Below are 13,264 nucleotides of genomic sequence, written 5' to 3'. Positions count from 1 at the left end.
GGCGGGGCCCGGAGGGGCCCCGCCCCCACGGGCGGTGCGGTGGTGCTGCCGGGCGCCTCAGGCGGAGGCGGTCTCCTCGGCCAGGACGCGGGTGACCGCCGGGTCCACGGGGATGCCGGGGCCCATCGTGGTGGTCACGGTGGCCTTCTTCAGGTAGCGGCCCTTCGAGGAGGACGGCTTCAGCCGCAGGACCTCGTCCAGGGCCGCGGCGTAGTTCTCGACCAGCTGCATGTCGCTGAAGGACGCCTTGCCGATGACGAAGTGCAGGTTGGCGTGCTTGTCCGTGCGGAACTCGATCTTGCCGCCCTTGATCTCCGTGACGGCCTTCGCGACGTCCATGGTGACCGTGCCGGTCTTCGGGTTCGGCATCAGGCCGCGCGGGCCCAGCACCTTGCCCAGACGGCCGACCTTGCCCATCAGGTCCGGGGTCGCCACCGCGGCGTCGAAGTCGAGGCGGCCCTTGGCCACCTCGTCGATGAGCTCGTCGCCACCGACGATGTCGGCTCCGGCGGCCTCGGCCTGAGCGGCGCGCTCACCCACGGCGAACACGAGGACGCGGGCGGTCTTGCCCGTGCCGTGCGGCAGGTTGACGGTGCCGCGGACCATCTGGTCCGCCTTGCGCGGGTCCACGCCGAGGCGGAAGGCCACCTCGACCGTGGCGTCGTACTTGGTGGTCGACGTCTCGCGGGCCAGCTTCACGGCCTCGGCGGGGGCGTACAGGGTGTCCGCGTCGATCTTCTCGACGGCGGCGCGGTAGGCCTTGCTGCGCTTCACTGCTGCTCCTCTGGATCGGGTGAGGGTCGTGGTCGACGGGCCGCGCGCGGCCCTGCCACTGCGGTGCGACCGGCCCGGTCGGGCCGGCCGCGGCGGGAGGACGTCAGTCCGAGACGGTGATGCCCATCGACCGGGCGGTGCCGGCGATGATGCGGGCCGCCATGTCGACGTCCTTGGCGTTGAGGTCCTGGAGCTTCTGCTCGGCGATCTCGCGCACCTGGGCCTGCGTGAGGTTCGCGACCTTCGTGACGTGCGGCTCGCCGGAGCCCTTGGCGACGCCCGCGGCCTTCTTGATGAGCTCCGCGGCCGGCGGGGTCTTGGTGATGAAGGTGAAGGAACGGTCCTCGTAGACCGTGATCTCCACCGGGATCACGTTGCCGCGCTGGGCCTCGGTCTGCGCGTTGTAGGCCTTGCAGAACTCCATGATGTTCACGCCGTGCTGACCGAGCGCGGGGCCGATCGGCGGGGCGGGCGTGGCCTGGCCCGCCTTGATCTGGAGCTTGATGAGGCCGGCGACCTTCTTCTTGGGGGGCATGCGCGATCCCTTCTCAGGCTGTGGGTGGCCGTATCGGTGCCCGCGGATCGGGCGACGACGGGTTGAGGCCGTCGTCCAGTCTACGCCGTGCGGGCGAGGGGCGTGCACGCGCACGAGCCCCCGGCCGGGAGGGGCCGGGGGCTCGTGCGCGGTGGCGTCAGATCTTGGCGACCTGGTTGAAGTTGAGCTCCACGGGCGTCTCGCGGCCGAAGATGGACACCAGCACGGTGAGCTTCTGCCGGTCCGCGGAGATCTCCGAGATGGTCGCCGGCAGGGTCTCGAAGGGACCCTCCATGACGGTGACCGACTCGCCGACCTCGAAGTCGACCTCGCGCGGAGCGGCCGCGGCGGCGCCGCCGGCAGCGGTGGCGTCGCCGGCCCCGCCGCCCTTCGGCTTCTGCTGCAGGGCGGGCGCGAGCATCGAGAAGACCTCGTCGGTGGACAGCGGGACCGGCTGGTGGGTGTTGCCCACGAAGCCCGTCACGCCCGGGGTGTGCCGCACGGCGCCCCACGACTCGTCGGTCAGGTCCATGCGCACCAGGACGTAGCCGGGGATGCGCACGCGGCGCACGTTCTTGCGCTGGCCGTTCTTGACCTCGACGACCTCCTCCATGGGCACCTCGACCTGGAAGATGTAGTCCTCCATGTTGAGGCTGGTCATGCGGGTCTCGAGGTTGGTCTTCACGCGGTTCTCGTAGCCGGCGTAGCTGTGGATCACGAACCACTCGCCGGGCATGCGCCGCAGCTTCTTGCGGAACTCCTCCGCCTCGTCGACGTCCGCGTCGATGTCGTCGACCTGGCCCACGGGGTCGCCGTCGGCCGGTCCCGCGGCACCGAGGTCGTTCACCTCGTCGCCCTCCGGGGCGCCCGCGGCGTCGGGGAGCGGGACGTCCGGGGTGTCGGCGGCCTGCTCGACGGCAGCCTCCGCGTCGGCCTCGGCGTTCTCCTCGACGTCCTCGGCGTCGTAGCCCGTCAGCGAGGCGTCGGCCTCGGTGCGCTCGGCCTCGTACTCGCCCACCGGCACGGACGACGGCTCGGCCGCGGAGCTGAAGACCTCATCGCTCCCCGAGTCGAACGGCTCGCCGCCCTCCGGGCTGTCGTCGGTGCGCCGCTCGCCGAGCGAGGGACCCCACTGCTCCGACACGGTGCTGACCTGCTTCCTTCGGGATAGGGACTCCGCGCACCGCAGCGGTGCGCCGCCGTCCGTCAGGACCCGAACACCAGCAGGACGAGCTTGCCGATGCCGTAGTCCAGGACGGACACCAAGAGCATCATCACCACGACGAAGACCAGGACGACACCCGTGTAGCTCAGCAGGTCGCGGCGGGTGGGCCAGACGACCTTGCGCAGCTCCTCGACCACCTGGCGCAGGAAGAGCAGGACACCGCCGCGGCGCTTGGCCGCCGCTCGGTCCGCGGCCTTCGTCTCGCTCACGTCGATCTGCTCCCCACCGTCTGCCGGTGCTCCGGTGCTGACTCGCCTGGTGCTGACCCGCTGCGCGCTGATGCGGCGGGCGCGTCCCCGGGGGACGCGGGTGGTGCTCGCAGGGCAGGAGGGACTCGAACCCACAACCGCCGGTTTTGGAGACCGGTGCGCTACCAATTGCGCCACTGCCCTGAGCGGTTCGGCGCACCCCGGGGGCACGCTCCACCACGGCGGGACGAGCCCGCCGCCGAGCACTCTAGGCGAGAACACACCGCGGCGTCGAACCCGCCGCACCGCGACGAGCCCCGGACCCCCGGCGCGGGACGCGGGCGGGCGCCGCGGGCGGGGTGCCAGGATGGGAACCGTGTCCGCTCCGAGCGCCCCCAGCCGCCCCCGAGTGTCCGCCCGCGTCGCCGGCATCGCCGAGTCCGCGACCCTCGCCGTGGACGCGAAGGCGAAGGCGCTGAAGGCCGCCGGCCGCCCCGTCATCGGCTTCGGCGCCGGCGAGCCGGACTTCCCCACGCCGCCGGCGGTCGTCGAGGCCGCCGTCGCCGCCTGCGCCGACCCCGCCAACCACCGCTACACCCCCGCCGGGGGCCTGCCCGCGCTGCGCGAGGCGATCGCCGCCAAGACCCTGCGCGACTCCGGTTACGAGGTGGCCCCCTCGCAGGTCCTGGTCACCAACGGCGGCAAGCAGGCCGTCTACGAGACGTTCGCGGCGCTGCTGGACCCGGGCGACGAGCTGCTGCTGCCCGCCCCCTACTGGACGACCTACCCCGAGGCGGCCCGGCTGGCCGGCGGCGTGCCCGTCGAGGTCTTCGCCGGCATCGAGCAGGGCTACAAGGTCACCGTCGAGCAGCTGGAGGCGGCGCGCACGCCGCGCACCAAGGCCCTGCTGTTCAACTCCCCCTCCAACCCCACCGGCGCCGTCTACTCCCCCGAGGAGGTCCGCGCCATCGGGCTCTGGGCGCTGGAGCACGGCGTGTGGGTCGTCACCGACGAGATCTACGAGCACCTCGTCTACGACGGCGCCAGGGCGGCCTCGATGCCCGTGGAGGTCCCCGAGCTCGCCGACACCTGCGTCGTCCTGAACGGCGTGGCCAAGACGTACGCGATGACCGGCTGGCGGGTGGGCTGGCTGGCCGGGCCCGCCGACGTCGTCAAGGCGGTGGCGAACCTGCAGTCGCACCTGACGTCCAACGTCGCCAACGTCTCCCAGCGCGCCGCGATCGCCGCCCTGAGCGGCGACCTCGGGGCCGTGGCGAGCATGCGCGAGGCCTTCGACCGCCGCCGGCGGCGCATCACCGGCATGCTCTCCGAGATCGAGGGCGTGCGGTGCCCGCTGCCCGAGGGCGCCTTCTACGCCTACCCCTCCGTCGAGGGCCTCATCGGGAAGTCGTTGCGGGGCAACGAGATCACGTCTTCGGCACGCCTGGCCGAGCTCATCCTCACCGAGGCGGAGGTGGCCGTCGTGCCGGGTGAGGCCTTCGGCCCCAGCGGCTACCTGCGCCTGTCGTACGCGCTCGCCGACGCGGACCTGGAGGAGGGCGTCGAGCGGATCCAGCGGCTGCTGGCCGAGGTGGGCTGACCACGGCGTGAGCGCCGCACGGGGACGGGGAGCGGCGAGCCGAGCGCTCAACTCTCCGCACTGGCAGACTCACGGATCGTGATGCGCCCCCTGGAGACGCTGCCGAAGGCGCACCTGCACCTGCACTTCACGGGGTCGATGCGCACGTCCACGCTCCTGGAGCTGGCCGACGCCCACGGGGTGCGCCTGCCGGCGGCCCTGTCGGGGCAGCACATGCTGTCGCTGTCGCCCGACGCGCGCGGCTGGTTCCGCTTCCAGCGCCTCTACGACGCCGCCCGCGCCTGCGTGCGCACCGCCGGGGACATGCGCCGGATCGTGCTGGAGGCCGCCGCCGACGACGCGGCGGAGGGCTCGCGGTGGCTGGAGCTGCAGGTGGACCCGACCTCCTACGCCGTCCACGTCGGCGGGATCACCCCGGCGCTGGAGATCGTCCTGGACGCGGCGCGGGAGGCGACCGCGCTGACGGGCACCGCGGTGGCGGTCGTGGTGGCCGCCAGCCGGACCAGGCACCCCCTGGACGCGCGCACCCTGGCGCGGCTCGCCGCCCGCCACGCCGGGGACGGGCCGGGGGCGGTGGTCGGCTTCGGCCTGTCCAACGACGAGCGCCGGGGCACGACCGCGGACTTCGCCGGCGCGTTCGACATCGCCCGCCGCGCCGGGCTGGCCTCCGTGCCGCACTCCGGCGAGCTGCTGGGGCCGGCGCACGTGCGCGAGGCGCTCGCGACGCTGCACCCGGACCGGCTCGGCCACGGCGTGCGGTGCGCGGAGGACCCCGACCTGCTGCGGCGGGTCGTGGACGCCGGGGTGGCGCTGGAGGTGTGCCCCGCCAGCAACGTCTCGCTGGGCGTGTACGGGGGCCTGGCCGCGGTTCCGCTGCGGCGGCTGCTGGAGGCGGGCGCGACCGTGGCCCTGGGCGCCGACGACCCGCTGCTGTTCGGCCCGCGCCTGGTGGCGCAGTACCGCAGCGCCCGCGAGGACCACGGGCTGGACGACGCCGCGCTGGCCGGGCTGGCGAAGGCGTCGATCACCGCCTCACGGGCACCGGTGGAGACGAAGCGGGCGCTGCACGCGGAGGTGGACGACTGGCTGGCGACCGTCCCGGAGGAGGTGGGAGGGCTGACGGGGAGCGTCACGACATGATTGACTCAATGACTTGAATCAATCAGTCAGGGGGTCGGTGTGTTCGCAGGTCTGGTCGTGCTGGGGCCGCTGCTGGTGAGCCTGGGGCTCGCGGGCGGAGCCGCCGCCCTCGCGGCGCACCGCCGGGTACCGGCCACTTCGCTCCCGTCACCCGTGGCCGACGCCCGCCGCAGGGGTGAGGTGTGGACGGGACTGGCCGCGCTGGCGGGAGGCGGCACCGCCGCCGCCTGCCTGGCGGGCGCCTGGCGCTTCCACGAGGAGCGCCTCGTCGTGGTGCTTCCCCTGGCGGCGGCCACCGCCTACGCGCTCGTGGCCCTGGCGGCGGAGGCGACCTGGCCCCGGCCGGCGACCCGGCTGCGCAGCGCGCGGCTGCTGGTGCGGTCGGTGCGCGACGGCGCGTCCCTGCGCCTGCTGCGCTGCGCCCTCGCGGCCGGTGCGCTGCTCGCCGCGGTGTGCCTGCTCGGCGCCGTCCTCGGCGCCGAGGACGGGCGCTCGGTGGAGTGGTCCTCCCCCGACCGCCTGGCGACCTGGAGCGCGGCCACCTTCCCCGGCGCGGCGCTCACCGCCCCGGTCGCGGCCCTGGGACTGCTCACCGCGGTGGTCACCGCGGCCGTGCTGCACCTCGTCCCGGTCCGCCCGTCGGTCCCGGCGGCCGACGACGCCACGGACGCCGCGTTGCGCCGGGTGGCCGCCCACCGGGTGCTGCGCACCTCCACCGCCGCCGCGACCCTGACGCTGGCGGGCCTGCTGCTGCTCGCCGGCGTCTCGGCCGCCGGGCTCGGCGGCGACTACCAGGTCGCGGTGGACGCCTGGCGCTCGTCGGCGCCGCCGTGGGGGTGGCGGGCGCTGGCGGCGGTGGCCCTGTGGGGCTCACCGGCGCTCGCGCTCGCCGGGCTCGTGGTGCTCTTCTGGCCGGCCGCGGGCCTGCGGCGCGAGCACGCCGCGGCGGGTGCGGCGTGAACGCGCTGCGCGTCCTCGTGGACACCACCTCCCCCGTCCCCGCCTACGAGCAGCTGCGCCGGCAGGTCGCCACGCTCGTCACCACGGGCGCGCTGCGCACCGGGGACCGGCTGCCCGCCGCCCGGGCGCTGGCGGCGGACCTCGGTCTCGCGCTCGGGACGGTGCAGCGCGCCTACCGGGAGCTGGAACTGGCCGGGCTGGTCGCCTCGCGCCGGCGCACCGGCACGGTCGTCACCGCCTCCGCCGCACCCGTGGACGAGGAGGTCCGCTGGGCCGCCGAGGGCTACGTGGAACGAGCGCTGCAGGCCGGGCTCGACCAGGAGGAGGTGCTGGACCTCGTGCGCGACGCGCTGCTCAGAGCGAGCAGCCGACGAGCACCGGCTCGTTGACGATCCGCACGCCGAAGCGGTCGTGGACCCCGGCGGCCACCTCGCGGGCCAGCGCCAGCAGGTCGGCGGCGCGCGCTGTGCCGCGGTTGGTCAGCGCCAGCGCGTGCTTGGTCGACAGCGACGCCGGACCGGGCAGCCCGTGGCCCTTGCCGAAGCCGGCGCGCTCGATGAGCCAGGCGGCGCTCGTCTTCACCAGCGGCTGACCGTCCGCCCCGGTGCCGGCCGGGTAGCGGGGGGCACCCTCGGGCAGCGCAGCGGCCTCGTGCGGCGTCAGCACGGGGTTCGTGAAGAACGAACCGGCGCTCCAGGTGTCGTGGTCGTCCAGGTGGGCCTCGTCCCACACCATGCCCTTGCCCTCGCGCAGCGCGAGCACGGCCTCGCGCACGGCGGCCATCGGCACGCGCTCGCCCACCTCGACACCCAGGCGGCGAGCCAGCTCGGCGTACGCGACCGGTGCGGAGCGGTCGTCCAGCGGGAGCTGGAAGGTGACCTCCAGCACGACGTAGCGGCTCTCGGCGTGCTCGCCGTGCAGCGCCACGCGCTCGGTCTTCAGCCGGGAGGTGCGGTAGCCGAAGCGCAGGTCCGCGGCGGCGAAGGTGCGCTGGCGGCCCGCCACGCGGTCGAAGGTGCGCACGGTGGCGATGGTCTGCGAGACGTCCTGCCCGTAGGCGCCCACGTTCTGCACGGGAGTGGCGCCCACCGTGCCGGGGATGCCGGACAGCGCCTCCAGACCCGACCAGCCGCTCGCCACGGCGCGGGCGACGAGGGCGTCCCAGCGCTCCCCCGCCGCCGCGGTGACCACGGCCCCGCCGCAGGCGTCCTCGGACCCGAGCCGCACGCCGGTGGTGGCCACGCGCACGACGGTGCCGTCGAAGCCGGCGTCCGAGACCAGCAGGTTGGAACCGCCCCCGACGAGCAGCAGCGGCTCGCCCGCGGCGTCGGCCCCGCGCACGGCGGCGACGAGCTCCTCCTCGGTGCGGGCCGTCACGAGCCGGCGGGCGGGACCGCCCACCCGCAGGGAGGTCAGCGGCGCGAGGGGCGCGCCGGTGGCGGGCGGGATGGCCGTGGCGGGGCTGGTCACGAGGCGCTCCCGGGAGCGGTGGAGGTGGCGGGCGGACGGGCGACGCCGGAGAGCACCAGGGCGATCGCGGAGGCGACGGCTGCGGCGAGCAGGGCGTCCAGGATGCCGATCCGCTCGGAGAGCAGGCCGAGCAGGGGCGGGCCGGCGAGGAAGGCGGCGTACCCCACGGAGGAGACCACGCTGACGCGGGCGGCGGCGCCGGCCTCGTCGTCGGCGGCGGCGCTCATGCCGAGCGGGAAGCCGAGGGCCGTGCCCACCCCCCACAGCGCCGCACCGGCCACGGCCAGCGGCACCGAGGGGGCGAGGGAGAACACCAGCACGCCGGCGACGGCCAGGGCCGCGCAGCCGCGCAGCGCCACCACCCGGCCGGTGCGCTCCAGCACGACCGGGCCGAGCAGGCGGCCGAGGGTCATGAAGACGACGAAGGCGGCGAAGCCGGTGACGCCCACCTCGTGGCTGGTGCCGTGGCCGTCGACCATCCCCACGGCCAGCCAGTCGTTGGCGGTGCCCTCCACGAACGCCATGCAGAGCACCATCAGGCCCAGCAGGAGGGTGCGGGGCTCGCGCCAGGCGTCGCGCAGCGCGAGGCCGCGGGGGGCGTGCGCACCGGGCTCGGGGGCGGCGGGCGTCGCGAGGAAGGCCCGCACCCCCAGCAGCGCCCCGGCCAGCGCCAGCACCGCCGCGCCGCCCAGGTGCGCCCAGGTGGGCACCCCGGCGGCCAGCAGCAGCACGCCGAGCCCGGCGGCCAGCACCGTGCCCAGGCTGTACCCGGCGTGGAAGCGGGACATGATCGAGCGGTCCAGGCGGCGCTCGACGGCGGCGCCCTCGACGTTCATCGCCACGTCCCAGGCGGCGGTCCCGGCGCCCTGGGCGACCAGGCCCGCCGCGACGACCGCGGCACTGCCGAGGGCCTCGACCCCCACGGCGACGGTGGACATGCCGGCCGCCACGGCCAGCGCGCCCGCGGCCACGGTGCGCCCCCGCCCGATGCGCATGACGACGGCGCCGGCCAGCGGCATCGCCCCGACCGAGCCGATCGACAGGGCCAGCAGCAGGAAGCCCAGCTGCTGGTCGCTGAGGGCGAGGTCCTCGCGCACCGAGGGGATGCGGGCGATCCAGCTGGCGAAGGCGAAGCCGTTGAGGATGAAGGCCGCGTAGACGGCGGTGCGGGCGCGCAGCGCGGCTCGGTCGCCCGCCGCCGGAGCGGCCAGGCTCATGGCAGGCGGACGACGGCGCGCGCGCGACCCAGCACCTTGGCGCCGGCGCTGGTGACGGTGAGCTCCACGGTGGCCGTGCGGCGCTGCTCGTCGACGGCGGCGACGGTGCCGGCGACCTCGACGGCGGCGGCGCCCTGCGCGGGCACGACGACGGGGGCGGTGAACTTGGTGGCGTACTCGACGACGGCGGCGGGGTCGCCGGCCCAGTCGGCGGCGCTCTGGCCGGCCAGCCCCATGGTGAGCATCCCGTGGGCGATGACGTCGGGCAGCCCGACGGAGCGCGCGACGGTCTCGTCGAGGTGGATCGGGTTGCGGTCGCCGGAGGCCTCGGCGTAGGCGCGCAGGTCCTCGCGGGTCACCTCGTGGCGGACGGCCGGCAGCGCGTCACCGACCTGGACGTCCTCGAAGCGGACGGTGCTCACTGCTCCTCCGGTGCGCGCACGACGAGGGTGGAGACGGCGGTGCACACGGGGGTGCCGTCCGTCAGGCGCAGCTCGGTGCGGGTGGTGACCATGGCGTTGCCGCGCACGACGCGCACGCGGTCCACGTGCAGCTCGGCGGTCAGCTCGTCCCCGGCCACGATCGGCCGGTGGTGCGCGAAGGACTGCTCACCGTGCACGACGCGCGCGTAGTCGATGCCGGCCGCGGGGTCGGTGACGAACTGCGCGTCGGCCCGCTGCGCCAGCGTCACCGCGAAGGTGGGCGGCGCCACGACGCCCGCGTGGCCGAGGGCTCGCGCGGCGGCGTCGTCGTGGTGGGCCGGGTGCGCCGCCCGCACGGCCCGGGCGAAGGCCCGGACCGCGTCGGCGGTCACGACGGTGGATCCGGAGGCGGGGTACACCCGCCCCTGGAAGGACTCGTCGACGGTGACGGACGTCACGTCAGCGGTCGAACCCGGGTCAGCGGGTCTCGCGGTGCGTGGTCTTCTTGCCGCAGCGCGGGCAGAACTTCGCCAGGTCGAGCCGGTCGGGGTCGTTGCGCCGGTTCTTCTTGGTGATGTAGTTCCGCTCCTTGCACTCGGTGCAAGCCATGGTGATCTTGGGGCGGACGTCGGTGGTCTTGGCCACGGCGGGGTGCCTCTTCCTGAACTGGGGTCCTGCGGGCGACTTCAGCGCCGCGATCTCGACCCCCAGGGTACGCGACCGAGCGCCCGGACCACCACGCAGGACGAGCGGCCGCCCCGAGGAGGCGGCCGCTCGTCACGGCGTTGCGGTGTCCGTAGCGGAGGCCGGACTTGAACCGACGACACAGCGATTATGAGCCGCTTGCTCTACCAACTGAGCTACTCCGCCGCGCACCGGCGGGTGGTGACCCGCGGGTGCTGAGAGCCCCGATCGAGGATTGAACTCGAGACCTCTTCCTTACCAAGGAAGTGCTCTACCACTGAGCTATCGGGGCGTGCTCGCCGCTCGCACGACGTGAGGACGAGCCTACACGCCGCGACCCGAGCCCGTTGCCGGGCCCGGGTCGCGCTCGCGACGTGGCGGGTGATGGATTCGAACCAACGAAGGCAATGCCGGCGGATTTACAATCCGCTCCCTTTGGCCGCTCGGGCAACCCGCCAGTGCTCCTGGAGGACCAGGTGCGGGTGAGAGGATAGCAAGGTCTGGCGGCCGGCACGAACCGGCTGCACGCACCGCACCCCGGAGGGAACAGCTCACGTGCCCAGCGAGTCCTCGTTCGACGTCGTCAGCAAGGTCGACCGCCAGGAGGTGGACAACGCCCTGAACCAGGCCGCCAAGGAGATCTCCCAGCGCTACGACTTCAAGGGCACCGACGCCTCCGTGCGCTGGAGCGGCGAGTCGATCCTCATGGTCGCCAACTCCGAGGACCGCGTGAACGCCGTGCTCGACGTGCTGCAGACCAAGCTCATCAAGCGCGGGGTCTCGCTCAAGGCGCTGGACACGTCCGAGCCGGCCCCGTCCGGCAAGGAGCACCGCATCACCGCCACCCTCAAGGAGGGCCTGGACCAGGACGTCGCCAAGAAGATCGGCAAGATCGTGCGCGACAGCGGGCTGAAGGGCGTCAAGACCCAGGTGACCGGCGACGAGGTGCGCGTCAGCTCCAAGAGCCGCGACGACCTGCAGGAGGTCATCGCGCTGCTCAAGGGCGCCGACCTCGACGTCGCCCTGCAGTTCGTCAACTACCGGTGAGCCGGGGCCCCGCGCGCCGCGCCGTGCTGGCCGGCGCCGCGGGCCTGGCGCTCACGGCCTGCTCCGACGGTGGGACCACGCCGACGCCCACGCCGACGCCGACGCCGACGAGCAGCAGCGCCGCACCGCCCGCGGCGGCGGACGAGGAGCGGGCGCCCGTCCCCGAGGGGCTGGAGGAGGCCCAGCGCACCGAGCAGCGCTACGGCTCCCACCCCCGGCAGGTCGCCGACCTGTGGCTGCCGCAGGGCGGGCACCGCGACGCGCTCGTCGTCCTCGTCCACGGCGGCGCCTGGGGCGCGGAGGTGGACCGCCGCGACGTCAACCCGCTCGTGGCCGACCTGGTGGGCCGCGGCTGGCCGGTGCTGAACGCCGACTACCGCGGCGTCGGCGACGGCGGGGGGTGGACGAGCACCTTCACCGACCTGGCGAGCGCCGTGGACCAGGGGGCGCGGGTGCTGCGCGAGCTGGACCTGCCCGAGGAGCGCACGCTGGTGCTGGGGCACTCCGCCGGCGGGCACCTGGCGGTGTGGGCCGCCGCCCGGCACCGGCTGCCCGCGGGCGCCCCGGGAGCCGGGCCCCTGCTCGTGCCGGCGTTCGCGGCCTCGGCGTCGGGGGTGCTCAACCCCACCGCCCTGGGCGGGCCGGACGGGGACCCCAACGTGCGCAACGTCTTCGGCGGTGCGCGTGAGCAGGTGGACGGGCACTACGCCGTGGGCGACCCCGCACGCCTGGTCCCGCTGGGGATCCCCCTGCTCGTCGTGCACGGCACGGCGGACGGGACGGTCCCGCACCAGCAGGCCCAGGCCTTCACGGGTGCGGCGAGCGCCGCCGGGGACGACGTGCGCCTGGAACTGCTCGACGGGGTCGGGCACCAGGACCCCCTCGACCCGGACGGGGAGTCGTGGCCGCTGGTGCGCGACTGGCTGGAGGGTGTCCTCTCCTGAGCCCGGTGACCGGGCCCACCCCCGCCCGACCCTCGGCCGGGCGGCCTCAGCGCCGGTAACCGGCCATCGCCTCGAGGCGCGCGATGCGCTCGGCCATCGGTGGGTGGGTGGAGAACAGCCTGCTGACGCCGCCACCGCGGAACGGGTTGGCGATCATCATGTGGCTGCTGTTCACGAGGTCGCGCTCCGGGGGCAGGGGCAGCTGCCGGGTGCCCAGCTCCAGCTTGCGCAGCGCCGACGCCAGCGCCAGCGGGTCGCCGGTCAGGCGTGCGCCGTCCTCGTCGGCGTCGTACTCGCGGGTGCGGGAGATGGCGAGCTGGATGACGCCGGCGGCCAGCGGCGCGACCAGCGACAGCGCCAGCACGGCGAGCGGGTTGGCGCGGTTCTCCCCGTCGCGCCCGCCCGCGCCGAGGAACGCACCGAACTGCGCGAACTGGGCGACCGAGGTGATGACGCCGGCCAGCGCCCCCGCCACCGAGGACGTGAGGATGTCGCGGTTGTAGACGTGCTGCAGCTCGTGGCCGAGCACGCCGCGCAGCTCACGCTCGTCGAGCAGCTGCAGGATGCCCTCGGTGCAGCACACCGCGGCGTTCGCAGGGTTGCGGCCGGTGGCGAAGGCGTTGGGCGCCATGGTGGGTGAGACGTACAGCCGCGGCACCGGCTGGTGGGCCCGCGTGGACAGCTCCCGCACGATGCGGTGCATCGCCGGCTGCTCGGCCTCGGAGACCGGCCGGGCGCGCATGGCGCGGATGGCGAGCTTGTCGGAGTTCCAGTAGCCGTAGGCGGAGGTGGCCACCCCCAGCACGGCGAAGACCAGCAGCAGCACGGGAGCGCGGAACGCCGACGCCAGCAGAGCGCCGAGCAGGAGCAGGAGCGCCCAGATCGCACCGAAGAGGACCGCGGTCTTCAAGCCGTTGTAGTGACGGTGCATGCGGCGCTCTCGTCCTCCCCCAGTCCACGTCCGGCAGGGGGTGAACGCACCGGGCGGGGCGGACGTTCCGCCCCGCCCGGTGCCACCGCGGCGTGCGGGTGCCGTGTCCGCGGGCGGACCGGCGCGG

16 protein-coding genes and 4 tRNA genes are annotated in these 13,264 nt (G+C 74.8%); 6 read left to right on the top strand and 14 right to left on the bottom strand.

Annotation, left to right across the window (positions count from 1 at the left end):
* Positions 1–57 precede the first annotated feature (57 nt).
* The 5 genes from rplA to ACRYM0_RS13260 form a co-directional block, all read right to left on the bottom strand.
* A complete protein-coding gene (gene rplA, locus ACRYM0_RS13280) occupies positions 58–774 on the bottom strand; it encodes a 50S ribosomal protein L1 (protein WP_432505783.1) in 717 nt (238 codons plus the stop codon).
* A 103-nt stretch (positions 775–877) separates the two neighbouring features.
* The gene (gene rplK, locus ACRYM0_RS13275; RefSeq protein ID WP_242126783.1) at positions 878–1,309 is read right to left on the bottom strand and encodes a 50S ribosomal protein L11; all 432 of its coding nucleotides are present in this window, start codon (positions 1,307–1,309) and stop codon (positions 878–880) included.
* 157 nt (positions 1,310–1,466) lie between these two features.
* The gene (gene nusG / locus ACRYM0_RS13270; RefSeq protein ID WP_432505782.1) at positions 1,467–2,453 is read right to left on the bottom strand and encodes a transcription termination/antitermination protein NusG; all 987 of its coding nucleotides are present in this window, start codon (positions 2,451–2,453) and stop codon (positions 1,467–1,469) included.
* A 62-nt stretch (positions 2,454–2,515) separates the two neighbouring features.
* On the bottom strand, positions 2,516–2,743 hold the full coding sequence (secE, locus tag ACRYM0_RS13265; protein ID WP_166609996.1) for a preprotein translocase subunit SecE: 228 nt from the start codon (positions 2,741–2,743) through the stop codon (positions 2,516–2,518).
* Between the two features lie 110 nt (positions 2,744–2,853).
* Positions 2,854–2,926: transfer RNA gene (locus ACRYM0_RS13260), tRNA-Trp, on the bottom strand.
* Positions 2,927–3,089: 163 nt separating this feature from the next.
* Between ACRYM0_RS13260 and ACRYM0_RS13255 the strand changes: the two genes are divergently transcribed.
* From ACRYM0_RS13255 to ACRYM0_RS13240, 4 genes are all read left to right on the top strand, one after another.
* Positions 3,090–4,322, top strand: a complete 1,233-nt coding sequence (locus ACRYM0_RS13255; RefSeq protein WP_432505780.1) for a pyridoxal phosphate-dependent aminotransferase — start codon at positions 3,090–3,092, stop codon at positions 4,320–4,322.
* 81 nt (positions 4,323–4,403) lie between these two features.
* Positions 4,404–5,462: an adenosine deaminase gene (locus ACRYM0_RS13250; protein ID WP_432505784.1), complete on the top strand. Its 1,059-nt coding sequence runs from the start codon at positions 4,404–4,406 to the stop codon at positions 5,460–5,462.
* A 39-nt stretch (positions 5,463–5,501) separates the two neighbouring features.
* Positions 5,502–6,422 carry a hypothetical protein gene (locus ACRYM0_RS13245; protein ID WP_432505778.1) on the top strand — a complete coding sequence of 307 codons (921 nt, stop codon included), beginning with the start codon at positions 5,502–5,504 and terminating at the stop codon, positions 6,420–6,422.
* A complete protein-coding gene (locus ACRYM0_RS13240) occupies positions 6,419–6,811 on the top strand; it encodes a GntR family transcriptional regulator (RefSeq protein ID WP_432505776.1) in 393 nt (130 codons plus the stop codon). Before ACRYM0_RS13245 ends, ACRYM0_RS13240 begins: the two co-directional genes overlap by 4 nt.
* On the opposite strand, the gene ACRYM0_RS13235 is transcribed toward ACRYM0_RS13240, so the two are convergent.
* The 8 genes from ACRYM0_RS13235 to ACRYM0_RS13200 all read right to left on the bottom strand — a co-directional run bounded on the left by ACRYM0_RS13235 (position 6,777) and on the right by ACRYM0_RS13200 (position 10,672).
* Positions 6,777–7,892, bottom strand: coding sequence for a UDP-N-acetylmuramate dehydrogenase (locus ACRYM0_RS13235; RefSeq protein ID WP_432505775.1), 1,116 nt, complete (start codon positions 7,890–7,892; stop codon positions 6,777–6,779). The genes ACRYM0_RS13240 and ACRYM0_RS13235 overlap by 35 nt on opposite strands.
* Positions 7,889–9,109: an MFS transporter gene (locus ACRYM0_RS13230; RefSeq protein ID WP_432505773.1), complete on the bottom strand. Its 1,221-nt coding sequence runs from the start codon at positions 9,107–9,109 to the stop codon at positions 7,889–7,891. Before ACRYM0_RS13230 ends, ACRYM0_RS13235 begins: the two co-directional genes overlap by 4 nt.
* Positions 9,106–9,531: a MaoC/PaaZ C-terminal domain-containing protein gene (locus tag ACRYM0_RS13225; RefSeq protein ID WP_432505771.1), complete on the bottom strand. Its 426-nt coding sequence runs from the start codon at positions 9,529–9,531 to the stop codon at positions 9,106–9,108. The genes ACRYM0_RS13230 and ACRYM0_RS13225 overlap by 4 nt, the downstream gene beginning before the upstream one ends.
* Entirely contained in the window at positions 9,528–9,989 is a 462-nt protein-coding gene (locus ACRYM0_RS13220) for an FAS1-like dehydratase domain-containing protein (RefSeq protein ID WP_432505770.1), read from the bottom strand. The genes ACRYM0_RS13225 and ACRYM0_RS13220 overlap by 4 nt, the downstream gene beginning before the upstream one ends.
* 19 nt (positions 9,990–10,008) lie before the next feature.
* Positions 10,009–10,176 carry a 50S ribosomal protein L33 gene (gene rpmG / locus ACRYM0_RS13215; protein WP_012085006.1) on the bottom strand — a complete coding sequence of 56 codons (168 nt, stop codon included), beginning with the start codon at positions 10,174–10,176 and terminating at the stop codon, positions 10,009–10,011.
* Positions 10,177–10,328: 152 nt separating this feature from the next.
* Positions 10,329–10,401: transfer RNA gene (locus ACRYM0_RS13210), tRNA-Met, on the bottom strand.
* A gap of 34 nt (positions 10,402–10,435) precedes the next feature.
* Positions 10,436–10,507 (bottom strand) — tRNA-Thr (locus ACRYM0_RS13205).
* An 83-nt stretch (positions 10,508–10,590) separates the two neighbouring features.
* Positions 10,591–10,672 (bottom strand) — tRNA-Tyr (locus ACRYM0_RS13200).
* Between the two features lie 98 nt (positions 10,673–10,770).
* Here ACRYM0_RS13200 and ACRYM0_RS13195 point away from each other — a divergent pair.
* Positions 10,771–11,262, top strand: coding sequence for a YajQ family cyclic di-GMP-binding protein (locus ACRYM0_RS13195; RefSeq protein ID WP_432505768.1), 492 nt, complete (start codon positions 10,771–10,773; stop codon positions 11,260–11,262).
* The gene (locus ACRYM0_RS13190; RefSeq protein ID WP_432505766.1) at positions 11,259–12,206 is read left to right on the top strand and encodes an alpha/beta hydrolase family protein; all 948 of its coding nucleotides are present in this window, start codon (positions 11,259–11,261) and stop codon (positions 12,204–12,206) included. Before ACRYM0_RS13195 ends, ACRYM0_RS13190 begins: the two co-directional genes overlap by 4 nt.
* Positions 12,207–12,252: 46 nt before the next feature.
* Here ACRYM0_RS13190 and htpX read toward each other — a convergent pair whose 3' ends face one another.
* Positions 12,253–13,137, bottom strand: coding sequence for a zinc metalloprotease HtpX (gene htpX / locus ACRYM0_RS13185; protein ID WP_432505765.1), 885 nt, complete (start codon positions 13,135–13,137; stop codon positions 12,253–12,255).
* Between the last annotated feature and the right edge of the window lie 127 nt (positions 13,138–13,264).

It is taken from the genome of Kineococcus arenarius subsp. arenarius (assembly GCF_050871845.1).
In the GTDB taxonomy this organism is placed as follows: Bacteria; Actinomycetota; Actinomycetes; order Actinomycetales; family Kineococcaceae; genus Kineococcus.
The sequence above is the reverse complement of the archived record's forward strand: the minus strand, read 5'-3'. Positions and strand labels throughout refer to the sequence as shown.